At 28.6% G+C, this 12,774-nt stretch carries 9 protein-coding genes; 1 reads left to right on the top strand and 8 read right to left on the bottom strand.

Annotated elements, in window-relative coordinates; all coding sequences use genetic code 11:
* Positions 1-72: 72 nt before the first annotated feature.
* The 8 genes from cphA to ACJDTP_RS07535 form a co-directional block, all read right to left on the bottom strand.
* Positions 73-2,715, bottom strand: coding sequence for a cyanophycin synthetase (cphA, locus tag ACJDTP_RS07570; RefSeq protein WP_406760863.1), 2,643 nt, complete (start codon positions 2,713-2,715; stop codon positions 73-75).
* Positions 2,687-3,532, bottom strand: a complete 846-nt coding sequence (locus tag ACJDTP_RS07565) for a cyanophycinase (protein WP_077304020.1) — start codon at positions 3,530-3,532, stop codon at positions 2,687-2,689. Before ACJDTP_RS07565 ends, cphA begins: the two co-directional genes overlap by 29 nt.
* A 338-nt stretch (positions 3,533-3,870) precedes the next feature.
* Entirely contained in the window at positions 3,871-5,433 is a 1,563-nt protein-coding gene (locus ACJDTP_RS07560; RefSeq protein WP_406760862.1) for a DUF3794 and LysM peptidoglycan-binding domain-containing protein, read from the bottom strand.
* Between the two features lie 463 nt (positions 5,434-5,896).
* Positions 5,897-6,139: a Veg family protein gene (locus ACJDTP_RS07555; protein WP_011967739.1), complete on the bottom strand. Its 243-nt coding sequence runs from the start codon at positions 6,137-6,139 to the stop codon at positions 5,897-5,899.
* 620 nt (positions 6,140-6,759) lie between these two features.
* On the bottom strand, positions 6,760-7,299 hold the full coding sequence (locus tag ACJDTP_RS07550) for a glutathione peroxidase (RefSeq protein ID WP_011967738.1): 540 nt from the start codon (positions 7,297-7,299) through the stop codon (positions 6,760-6,762).
* A gap of 238 nt (positions 7,300-7,537) precedes the next feature.
* The gene (gene yabG, locus ACJDTP_RS07545) at positions 7,538-8,398 is read right to left on the bottom strand and encodes a sporulation peptidase YabG (RefSeq protein WP_168983388.1); all 861 of its coding nucleotides are present in this window, start codon (positions 8,396-8,398) and stop codon (positions 7,538-7,540) included.
* Positions 8,399-8,660: 262 nt separating this feature from the next.
* Positions 8,661-10,271 carry an IS1182 family transposase gene (locus tag ACJDTP_RS07540; protein WP_406760861.1) on the bottom strand — a complete coding sequence of 537 codons (1,611 nt, stop codon included), beginning with the start codon at positions 10,269-10,271 and terminating at the stop codon, positions 8,661-8,663.
* 119 nt (positions 10,272-10,390) lie between these two features.
* The gene (locus ACJDTP_RS07535; protein ID WP_011967736.1) at positions 10,391-11,389 is read right to left on the bottom strand and encodes a CotS family spore coat protein; all 999 of its coding nucleotides are present in this window, start codon (positions 11,387-11,389) and stop codon (positions 10,391-10,393) included.
* Positions 11,390-11,497: 108 nt separating this feature from the next.
* Here ACJDTP_RS07535 and ACJDTP_RS07530 point away from each other — a divergent pair, with 108 nt between their 5' ends.
* Complete coding sequence (locus ACJDTP_RS07530; RefSeq protein ID WP_406760860.1) at positions 11,498-12,619, top strand: glycosyltransferase family 4 protein; 1,122 nt, start codon at positions 11,498-11,500, stop codon at positions 12,617-12,619.
* The last annotated feature ends 155 nt before the right edge of the window (positions 12,620-12,774 follow it).

Here is a 12,774-nt window from a genome sequence, read left to right as displayed (position 1 = left end):
AGGATTAATAATGTCTATTAAACATTCTACTATGCAATCAATTTTAGATAACCTTAAATCTTTTATTAAGAGTTATAATGTATTACTGTACTGTTTATATTCTTCATCGAACGTATCTAGTTGTTTGTTTGGTTCCTCATTTATAAACTCTAAAAGAGAATCTAATTTTTCATAGAATACTACAATTATATCGCCCTTATTACTTATATCTATTGCATATTTTAACGCTTGAACTTCATCTAGACAAATCTTTAAATTTGCATTTTTATTAGTTTTCAATATTGACTTTTCTAATATATCTGCAATCTCTCCAGATTTTCTACCCCTTTTATCCTTATCTTCTTTTATTACTATTTTATCAAAATTATTAGCACATATTTCTCCTATTGCGTATCCTATATCGTCTTTTCTATCTCCTGGTATTCCAATTACCCCAATTAAATCATTATCTCCCTTAATCTTTCTCAATGAAGATATAATCGCTCTATAACCTTCAATATTATGAGCATAATCTAATATAACTCTTCTGTTAAGGTAATTGTACATATTAAATCTTCCGCTATTATCTTCGTTCTTTAACCCAAAATCCATAAAACCTTTTGAAATCATACAATAATCAACTTCTAAGCCTACAAGCCCTGCACAAGCTGCCATTGCATTTTCTATATTATATTCCAATGTTCCATTATATGATATCGGTAACTCTTTAGTAGATACAATTTCATACTTCTTCTTATTATTAATTACACAAATTTTATCATCTTCAACAAATACAGCTATTTTTCCATTAGCTATATTTTCTTGTATCAACGGATTTTCTTTATCTTTTGAAAAATAAATTTTTTCTGCTGAAAATCTATTTATTACAGTTTTGCTATATTTATCATCAGCATTCACAACAACAAAACCATCATCTTTTACTGCTTCTCCTACTAAAGCTTTTGTAAAACTCAACTCTTCAATAGAATTAATTCCATCCAAGCCCAGATGATCATTTGTTATATTTGTGATTATTGCTACATCTGCCAACTCATATGCTAGCCCGCTTTTAACCAATCCTCCTCTAGCAGTTTCTAAAACAGCTACATCTACATCTTTATTCATCAGTATTGATCTTGCGCTATTAAATCCAGAATCGTCCCCCTTATGTATACACTTTTCATTCAAATATACACCATCAGTCGATGTCATGCCTACATTGCTTCCCATCTTTCTTAGTACATGACTTATTAACCTTGTAGTAGTTGTCTTTCCATTAGTGCCTGTAATAGATACTACAGGTATATTTTTAGGCTCTTCATCATAAAGCGTTTCAAGTATTGCTTTTCCCACATTACGCCTTTTACCTTTTGAAGGGAAATGGTGCATTCTTATACCTGGTGCAGCATTTATCTCTAAAACAACTCCATTATTATCCTTAAGCGGAACACTAATATCTTTTGCACAAATATCAACTCCGCAAATATCTAAACCTAAAGTTTTAGCTGCATTTATACAGCTTTCTATATTTTCTTCACAGATTTCATCAGTGCAATCTATTGCTATTCCACCAGTAGAAAGATTTGCATTCTCTCTTAATAATATTTTTTCACCCTCTTCAGGGATATAGTTCAGCTCCAATCCTCTTTTAGAAAGGCATGCTATTAACTCAGCATCAATTTTTATTTTGGTTAATGCTTTTTCATGATCCTCTCCTCTTAATGGATCCTTATTAAGAACCTCTATTAACATCCTTAAACTATCTTTTCCATTTCCAATAACATATGGAGCAATTCTCAATGATGCAGCTACCACCTTGTAATTTACAACACAAACTCTGTAGTCGCTTCCTTCAAAGTATTTTTCTAAAATTATATCCTTTTGATTTTTTCTTAAGTTAATATATGCATCAACCAACTGTTTTTGATCTTTTATATTCAGTATTACTCCTTGACCCTTGTTTCCGCATTGTGGCTTCAAAACCACTGGATATCCAATTCGTTCTGCTTCTTGTAATAATCCAATTAAATTAAGCACTTTACTTCCATCTGCTACAGGAATATTTTGAGTTTGAAGCAACTGTTTTGTTAAGAGTTTATCACAAGATATATCAACTCCTACACAACTAGTCTTGTTTCCTATAGAAGCTTCTATAATTCTACCCGCTTTTCCATATCCTATTTGATATATGGTGCTATCCCCTAGTTGCATAACAGGAAGTTTATATTCCCTTGCCGCATCACATATTGCTTTTGTAGTCGCACCCATTTGCTCATTTTGCAATATATTTTGTATAATTTTCATTCTTCCATCAAAATTTATTGGATTTTGCGCTATCAAAGAATTCATTAAATCTATGGCTAAATTAGCCACCTCAAGTATAGTATTTTTATATTCATATTGTACGATAATATAATACATATCGCCTTTAATTTCTCTTGCCTTTCCATAAGCAACATCTATTCCTAAATTATTTTGTATCGCTATCATAGTGTGTTCACAAATATGCGCTAGGTAAGTTCCTTCTTTTAGTCTTTTAACAAAACCACCTTCTTCATCAATTCCGCATCTATGATTTTTTAATTCAGGTATTATATTTACAAGATTAAAATTAAAATTCGGTATGTCCTTACTCGGTATTTCAGAATATCCTTCCAAATCCATATCTATTCTTATACACTTTTTATGAGAATAAATATTTTGGCCTTCATATATTCTCTTTTGTATTATCTTCATGATTAAACTTTTCCTCCTCAAAAGGTGACTTTTTTATAAGATCAAATTTATTTCCATCAGTTAATACATGCAACTTAACATTATGCATACTCAAAATATCATCAGCATATAATTCTGAAACATTAGTATATGTAATTGCACTACCATCAATGAAGTAAACTGCTCCTTCACCTATTACCTCTATCATTCCAGATTGGTTTACTACTATTCCTGTATTCTCATCTATTCCTATTCCTAAAACCTCAGGGTTTTGTGCAATTCCTGTTAATAATCTTCCTATTCTTCCTCTTTGAGCAAAATGTTGGTCAATTATAACATCCTTAATCAACCCCAGACCTGGAGACATTTTTAATGTGCATTTTCTAGGGTCATCATCATCTTCCCCTTGAACTATCATTGTGTCACTCATTACGGATGCTCCTGCTGAAGTACCTACTATAAATGCACCATTCTTCCAAGCTTCTTCTAATGCATCATAAACCGGAGTTCCGCCAATTAAACTTGTTATTTTTAATTGATCTCCACCGGTAAAAAATATTAATGAGGACTCTCTAATTAGATCTACATTCATATCATCAGATGCTTCTGTTCTCTCACTTATATCTAATACCTTTATATTTTTTACTTCAAGCTCTCCAAATACCTCTTTATATTTATTTGCGGCCTCTTTAGGATAATCAGTTGCAATAGTTGCAATTAATAAAGTATCTTTACTTTTATCAATTGAATCACATACTCTTTTTAAAATTTCCTTTTTGCCTTCTTTATCTTCGGCTCCTCCAATGATTATTAAATTACCACTTAAAACTTTTTTCAAATTTTCTCACCTCATATCATGCATTACATATTCTATCCACCAGATTAAATAATTATTCAAGAAATTTGGCTGCTGCAAATGCCAAACCCGTTTCCTATAAGAATAATTTCTCTAGTTTTTACTTCCTTAGTTCAAATTAATTAGCAACTATAAAACAAAACTTAGTTTGTGTATTTTTTATTTTATTATGTAACTATTTTCTCTTCATATCCAAAAACTTTTTCTAATCTCTTGCTATTTTTAAAGCTTAATAATATTTCTTCATAAAAAAAGAGATACTCCAGAATTCATCTAATGAAATTCTTAAAGTATCTCTAATATTATGAATTTAATTAATTTTAGAATATTGCCCTTCCTGGTATTATCAATTTTTGTCCTTCTTCAATATGTTCTGGATCCTCAATCTTATTTATCTTAATTAAATCATCAACTGTTGTATTATATTTTTTTGCTAAGTTCCAGAAAGTATCCCCTTTACCAATTACATATATAGTAATACTAGCTTTCTTTTCTGGAATATCCCCCTCTTCTTCAACCACATCTGAAACAAATTCTTTATTCATTTCATACAATACTCTGCCAGATAGTATCACAGTAGCTTTAATCGCTATATTATTTCCTTCTATAGCTGCTTCAATATTTTCTAAATTACTTTTAATTATGGATTTCATATTTTCATCTGCGCCCGCTATATCAATTGCAGCTGAGAATGGTATCTCTGCTTTAACACTTGATAGGTATTTCTCCTCATCAGTTGTCTTATACAATATACTTGCTTTTATAATTCCCTCTACAATAACTCTGTCTTTTGCAACTTGTTTATCTGTTAATATTATAGCCCCATTAGCAGATATTATATGTTCAGGTCTCAAATCATTGTCTTTCAATTGAATATTATACTTAACAATTGCTTCAGAATTATTCATTCCATGAAGAATTCCAACTTCATGTTCATCTTTTTTGAGACTAAGCAAACAATTGGTAGAATATGCATCTTTAATAGTATCTATGTTTTCTTTTGAAAATATCTTAACATTTGCTCTAACTACAAGCTCATCATTTATAATTCTTATTTCGCCTAAATCATCTTCTTCCAACATTAAATCATTATTTGATATTTCATAGGAAACTGTTGGAATCATATCTGATGTTATACCATTAATTTCCTCCTCTTTTGATAAATAAATATCATCTTCTAATGGAATTATTTCCTTAGAATCTTCCCCTTTATATAGTATATTTAATTTGCAGTAACAGCCAAGATAAACTTTATCTTCTGTTATTTTTATTTCCTTTTTATGAAGTAGTAAGGAACACTTTAATATTTTGCTGATTTGTGGTTTATCCATACCAACTCTAATCATAGATTTACCTACTAATTCAACATCCTCTGTTGCATTGATTTTATTAATTGTCTCTGTTTTTTTCAATACTTCTACTTGATCATTGCCCTCAATATCTTTTACAAATTCAAATTCATTGCTCTTGTAAAGTTCCCAATCTACAGTAACTATACCCTGAATAGATATTTTCCTCTCATTCATTATGTTTGCTTCAATATGTTCAATATTACACTCTGCCTCGCAAATTACTCTATTTTCCCCTTGATTTAAGTCAATATTATTTGTAAAGTTCTGATTATAATTCACTGAATTTACTGCGAGTCCCTCTTCTTTAGCTAAATATATTACTGTGTACTCAACCTTTCCTTCTATAACTACTTTATCTCCAATTATTTCTTTATTAGTTACCATTGGTCTAGCTTCAACAGTTAATATCTCTTGTACATCAGGATGGGTATCAGGGATTAAGTATTCATCTTTTAATACCGAATTCGTATTATTTTCCCTAAGCAATTGTTCAAACTGTACATTTTCTTTTACAATATCTATATCTGCCATATTTTATACCTCCATAAAATTCCTACTATTCATTTATATACATATGAGTAGAAATTTATGATAAATATATTTTTATTTTATTCCAACAAATTAAGTAAACCTTTTACCTAATTTACTTAACAATATTTTTTTAAATTTTTTTGCGTTTTTTATTGACATATACTATTTTTTGTCGTAATATAGTAATTGGTTATTGACCATATAACCTCTCATAAATTCTCAATACCCTTTTATACCATAGTTGAAAGATGGAAACCCACCATCTTTCTTTTTTTATAAAATTATTTAGCTAATCTAAATCCTATTATCATTCTAATCATAAAATTATATTCTATTTATGGCTTTCTACGTATAAAAGCACTTCTTACAATTTCTAATTCATTAATTATTTTAAATAAATATGAATAGTAGAAACTCACTTTTAAAATAAGACAAAAAGAAAAAACTCCGAATTAATCGAAGCTTATATTCTAGTTGGAAATACCAATTGTACAGTCTTTGTTAATACATCTGAATAACTATAAGTCACGGTCCTTTGGGTGTCATTTTTTAATCTTATAACAAAAATACTTGGGTATACACTTTCAATTATACCATCATTAACTAAAATCTTTTTCCTTCCACCATTAGCTTTTAGAGTCACTTTCTGACCGACGTGTCTCTCTATATCGTTTTTAATGGAAGCAATAGTTTTAACTTTTTCCATGTAAACACCCTCTTTCATACTAATTATATAACAAAATCATAAATTAGTCAAGTAAAATAAATATTTTATCATTTATAGCACCATATTGTCAATGTAAACATTTTTCCAATTATATATGTTTTCAAGCTATTTTATTATATTATCTGCTTTTTCTTAATTATTATTCCCCTTATCATTAAATTTAATTCTATAACATTTCACAATCTATAAATAACCTTAATTTTATTTTTAAGTTGATTCTATGTTCATACTTAGATAATTATATAATTTAAAATCAGATATCATAATAAAAATCTTTCTTAGCTCAATGTTATATCTATAAACTATTCCCCCTTCAATTATTCTATACTCTTATTCTATTAACATAATTTGGAGCATTTCCAATGTTATATATTGACCAATACTACTTACAGCAATATTGGTCAATATTTTATTCCTTACTATATCTTTCAAGGAAATCTTAGTAGACATTTTATATAAAGCTGGAACTCACTCCCCGTTCAGAATTTATTCTCAACCATACCAGATGACATTTTTTAATCATATAAAAATATTTTTTACTATAAAACAAAACACTCCTTTAATCACACATATATTAAAGGAGTATTTATATTTATTCTCTATTTTTCATTAATTAATTTTTCAATTTGATCAGCAATTTTCTCTGGTTCATATGTTGGTGCAAATCTAGCTATTACTTTTCCTTCTTTTGATACAAGAAATTTTGTAAAATTCCACTTAATATCATCTCCACTTGTATTAAAGCCTTTTTCCGATAAAAGATTATACAATCCCTTTGATGCATCGTCTTCGCTTGCAATAGGAGCCTCTTTCTTTAAGAAAACATATAATGGATCACTATTCTCTCCATTTACATCAATCTTTGCAAATGTTTTAAAAGTTGTTCCGTATGTTAATTTACAAAAATTTGATATCTCTTCATTAGTCCCCGGCGCTTGCTCAAAGAATTGATTTGATGGAAAATCTAATATTTCAAATCCACTGTCTTTATATTTATCATAAAGCTTTTGAAGCCCTTCGTATTGTGGAGTAAACCCACATCCTGTAGCTGTATTAACAATTAGTAATACCTTTCCCTTGTATGTCTCCATAGAAACCGAATTTCCATTTATATCTTTTACTAAATAATCATATATCATTTTGCTTCTCTCCTTATCATCTTTAATATGAAATTAAGTGAATAAACTTATATCTTTATAAATTATATTTTATAAAATTAAATTTGTTAAAACCATTATATATTCTATTATTATTTTTGTCAAATAGAAATACTATATTTATTAATTATAGTTAAAAACTTCAATACTCTTACTAATTACTTTGATGCATTGAAGTTTTTAATAATTTATTTTATGCAATTCCTATCTAAATTATTTATTAAATATAAGGAGATTTAGGATATCCTTCTCTATACTTTCCCCTTGTCTGCAATCCTCCAACTCCCTTTATTCCTGTTATCGTATTTTCAATAACATCAGTTATTGATACTACCTTATCAATTCTTGTATAAGCAATCTTCTCACATACAAAAACAGGGTCCAGGCAGTGTATTAATACTCGATTTGGACTCGAGGCAAAATTTGCACCTACGTCTAATATTCTTTCATAGCAACTTTGACAAGCCCCTGCAAATATTACTAATTCATCATAACTTGAATTATAATTTCTTAAGTTTTTGACTGATTCTAAATAATATCTTGAATTTCTATAATTATCTAAATTTAAATAATCCCTTGGTTCTCGTAAAACACTATCGTGTCCAGTTAAAACTACTATGTCTGGTTTTACTTCTTTAACTAAGTCTACTATTACCTCCGGTTGATCTTTTTCCGCTATCGCTCTCCCCACTGCATCTAAAGATAATTGCTTATATACCTTTAAACAAGTCTCCATGTACTCACTATCCCCATCTACATGGAGAATCTTTCCTGGCCTTCCAAACATCAATTCATTCTTCGTCTTTATCTTAGGAGATTTTTCAACTTTATCCCTAAGATCACCTCGTAGTATCATAGCTTTCTTTATGGCCTCATTAACTCTTGTATTTAATATTTTATCTTGAGATCCAGTGTCCTCTTCTGCCATTTCAAGATCATCCAAACTTGCATCTGCTATTATTCTTATATTAATTCCTTTTAGAATTATATTATACTTTCCGCCACTATCTTTAATATCAATTATTTTAAAAGTAATATCTTTATTATAAGATTTTCTAACAACTATATCTCCTATTTCCATTACTTTCTCCTAATACATTCTTTCACATTATAATATGGTAAAGATTATTAAAGGTTTCTAAATTAATATAAGAATGATTTTATTCTATCTAGGCAAGAACAAAATAAGGGAGTGTCGCAAAATGATTAAATTTTAATCAGGAGCGATGCTCCTTTTCGGTTTAAACTAGCAAATTTCTAAATATTTGAAATGCAATATTAATTATTTAAAGATTTCTGATTTTTAAGCGCACTAAAATAAGCCCAATTAATTTATTCCATAATTAGGCAGTAGGTTTCAATTCATGAAGATGATTTTGAGTTTTTTCATTTTGTATTTTTGAATGTAATTTGTTAATGTTATAACCAAAACAAAGCAAAATAAATTCAGTTTGAACGCTATTTTTTCCACGTGTTAAAAATCTATTGAATTCATAATCACTTTTTAGAACTCCAAATGCTCCTTCGACCTGAATAGATCTATTCATTCTTAATTTAGTTCCAAATTCAGTTGTAATATTTTTATAGGATATTTCACGCTTTTCCACAAAAGTTTTTGAAACCTGCATTTTTCTATTTCCTTTTGCTTTTGTGCATTTTACTTTGTAATCGCAATTATCACAGTTTTCGCATTCATACACAGTTACTTCTGATTTGTATCCACTTGCGGATTTTCTATAAATAATAGAAGTCGGTATTAATTTTCTATTGTTATGACAAATATAAAAATCCGATTCAGCATCATATTTCATATTTTCGCGCTTACTTATATCATTTTTAAAACTTCTTTTTTTCCACTTCTCATAAGTTTGTGGTTTTATATAAGGAGTTTGCTTATTTGATTCTAAGAATAAATAATTTTCTTCGCTTTCATAACCTGAGTCTGCAATTATATTAAGATATTTACGACCGATTTTTTCTTTCATATTATTAAGCATAGGTATTAATGTTGCTATGTCATTTCTATCATCAAATATTCCGACACCGGTTACGTATTCACTTTCAACTGCGATTTGCACATTATATGCAGGTTTTAATTGACTATTTCTCATATGATCATCTTTCATATGCATGAAAGTTGCGTCTGGATCAGTTTTAGAATAACTATTTCTTTTTGAAAATATTTTTTTACTCAAATTATATTTTCCTTGTCTCTCTTTATATTCAGATAATTGCTCTGTCCACTTTTGAATTTTAGTTTTTCTTTTACCAATTCCATGAACAAACTCTATGTTTCTTTTCTTTTTTTCATATTCAAGCCATTGAAGAATTTTATCAATATCATCTATTAATGTTTCTTTCTGAACAGTAAATTTTTTTAATTCTCCAAGGTTAATATTTTCTAAAAGAACAAGAATTTTATCAAACATTTTTTCTTCATTTTTTAAAATAGTTTTTTTCCAAACAAATGTATAACGATTAGCATTCGCTTCGATTTTAGTACCATCAATAAATGCATTTTCAAATAGTATTTCATTTTGATTTGCTAAATAATTAACTTGTTGATAAAATAAATCTTCTATTACTTCATTTGAAATATAGTCTTTACGAAATCTACTGATTGTAGCATGATCTGGTGCCTTATAACATTGAAGTAACCACTTGAAATTTATATCTCTTTTGCATGCTTTTTCGATTTTTCTGCTTGAATAAATATTTTGAGAATAAGCATATGATATTATTTTGAACATGATTTTAGGTTCCACTGCCGGTTTTCTTCCAACGGAAGAGTACGCCTTATACAACTTCGTGTAATCTAATCCCTCCAATACATGGCTTAGCAAGCGGACTGAATCATCTGATGGTATTAAATTTTCTAGATTTAATGGTAATATAAGTTGAAAATTATCATTAATCTCAGTATAATCTTTATTGTGTAATTTGGTTTTTAGCATAAGTAAATTATACAATGAATGTGAGTTCTTCGGAATTCACATTTTTTTTATTTCCAAAAAAAATGAGCCGCTACAAAACTAACTATGTTAGTTTTGCAACAGCCCCATTATTATGTTTATTATATCTTATATTCATTCTTGAATTTTTCTAAAAATTCTAGGTATTTCTCTTGCTCATGTATTATTGATTCTAACTTACCTGCAAATGTATTTTGCCCCCAATTAACTTCATTATAATAATATCTATTTGCAAGCCTCCAATATCTTTGTGGGAATTGAAGATATGCATATAATACCTTATATTCCTCTGGTTTTAATTTTGATACTGAATCATAGGATTCTATAATAGCTGTCGCAAATTCTAAATTCCACTCAACTCTCTTTAGCACCTTTATCATAAAATTGCTTATATCAAAAGTTCTAACTTCTCTTTTACAGTAATCAAAATCTATAACATGTACATCCATACTATCGCTTAAAATTATATTATGATAAGTAAAATCATGATGGCAAAAACTTTTTTCATTCTCAGCAATTGCACATAACTCATAGTAATCTGACTCATTTAAAGTTACTAAGGATTTCTTTCCGATCTCTTTATAAAACTCCATAGATTTTAAATAAAGCATGTCAAAATCACTTTTTATACTTTTTTTCCTTACCATATCTCTCATTTTATCTAAAGATTTAATTCTTTTTTCTATTAAATGAGGCCATCTGCCAAGATCACTTTTGAGCTTAGAATTCTCAGGTGGATCATATCCCTTAGATGCTTCATGGAGATTAGCTAAAGTCTTTGCTGCTATTTTTACTTCATCTATGTTATGGAAGTCACATTCCCTTCCTTCTAACCATTCAGACAAAGTATATAAGTCTTCATTAACCAATGCATAAGGCTCTCCATTTATGTTTAAATAGTATTTATCTAAATTATTAAAACCATTTTTTCTTAAGTGCTCTTTAGCACCATACACGAACAACAACTTTTGGGGTCCATAATTTATTTTTTTCAAACATCTCTCGCCTTTATCTGTTTTAAGATAGTATACGCCTTTATTTGCCTTAATTTTTTCTATCTTTATATTGAATTGTCTTTCAATTTCAAATTCCCTCATCATACTTCTCACCTCCTGTATATTTATATGAGGATATCATTTCTTTTATTAACATTTTTTATATTCTTTTAATATAATACATTAAGACAAATGCTATGAAAGGGTTTAATAATGAAAATAGGAATAGATGGTAGAGCTGCAAAGTGGTATCGAGGCACGGGTATAGGTACCTATACTTATCAGTTAATATCTAGCCTCAACAATGTTGATAGTAACAATAACTATTTAATTTTCACACCACAATGTGACTTTATAAGCGATTTAAAGAATAATTTTAAAACAGAACTTATTGAATCAATACCTTCTAATAGTTTTTGGGATGATATAAATGTTCCCAATATATTAAATAATGCAGACATAGAGCTTTACCATGTCCCACAAAACGGGGTTGGTCTATCAGAAAATGTTGAATGCAAAAAAGTTATTACTCTACATGATATAATTCCTTTAAGAATGCCTGAAACTGTTAGTGATAGATATTTAAAAATATTTAATAATGAACTGCCTAAAATTTTAGATAATTGTGATGGAATAATTACTGTATCTAATTACTCTAAGGATGATATTGCTAAGGAATTTAACTTTCCTGCTGAAAAGATTTATGTTACACCATTAGCTGCTGAAGATATTTACAGACCTATGAGTAAATGTAGATCTAAAGACTTTATTACCGAGAAATATGGGATAAAGGAAGACTTCGTACTTTACGTTGGAGGATTTAGTCCAAGAAAGAATATTATAGGACTAATAGAAGCTTATTCTAAACTTCCAAGTAAATTAAAAGAAAGTTTCAAACTAGTTATAATTGGTCGTAAGGGTCCTTCTTATACTAAATATAAAAATAGAGCTGATGATCTAAATATATCTAATAACGTTATTTTTACTGATTTTATTCCAATTGAAGATATGCCATTATTCTACAATGCTGCTGAGGTCCTTGTATACCCTTCTTTTTATGAAGGATTTGGACTTCCTCCTATAGAGGCTATGGCATGCGGTACTCCTGTAATAGCTTCTAATGTTACGTCATTACCTGAAGTATGTCATGAATCAGCACTTTTTATAGATCCTAATGATATTGATTCACTATCTTATGACATAGAAAGAGTTTTAAGTAATAGCCTATTAAGGTTAACAATGGTCAAAAAAAGCCTAACACGAAGTAAAAACTTTTCTTGGAATAAAACAGCCCTAGATACAATATCCGCCTATGAAGCTATAATAAATTCATAGAATAATACACTAACTATATAAAATAAAATTTATATTTTTTTATATAACTAGTAAAATTCCTTCATAGTTTTTGTAATTAGCTACCTTATAAGTAATTTATATTACAACAGTTTCAATTAAACATTAAATATCTGTATAAAGGCAAGAAAATCATA

The sequence above is a fragment of the Candidatus Clostridium helianthi genome (assembly GCF_045310795.1).
Taxonomy (GTDB): domain Bacteria; phylum Bacillota; class Clostridia; order Clostridiales; family Clostridiaceae; genus Clostridium; species Clostridium helianthi.
The sequence above is the reverse complement of the archived record's forward strand: the minus strand, read 5'-3'. Positions and strand labels throughout refer to the sequence as shown.

Coding starts and splice junctions, on each gene's coding strand:
- ACJDTP_RS07540 (WP_406760861.1), bottom strand. CDS start 10,271: ATGCTAAAAACCAAATTACACAATAAAGATTATACTGAGATTAATGAT.
- ACJDTP_RS07560 (WP_406760862.1), bottom strand. CDS start 5,433: ATGGCAGATATAGATATTGTAAAAGAAAATGTACAGTTTGAACAATTG.
- ACJDTP_RS07530 (WP_406760860.1), top strand. CDS start 11,498: ATGAAAATAGGAATAGATGGTAGAGCTGCAAAGTGGTATCGAGGCACG.
- yabG (WP_168983388.1), bottom strand. CDS start 8,398: ATGGAAATAGGAGATATAGTTGTTAGAAAATCTTATAATAAAGATATT.
- ACJDTP_RS07535 (WP_011967736.1), bottom strand. CDS start 11,389: ATGATGAGGGAATTTGAAATTGAAAGACAATTCAATATAAAGATAGAA.
- ACJDTP_RS07555 (WP_011967739.1), bottom strand. CDS start 6,139: ATGGAAAAAGTTAAAACTATTGCTTCCATTAAAAACGATATAGAGAGA.
- ACJDTP_RS07550 (WP_011967738.1), bottom strand. CDS start 7,299: ATGATATATGATTATTTAGTAAAAGATATAAATGGAAATTCGGTTTCT.
- cphA (WP_406760863.1), bottom strand. CDS start 2,715: ATGAAGATAATACAAAAGAGAATATATGAAGGCCAAAATATTTATTCT.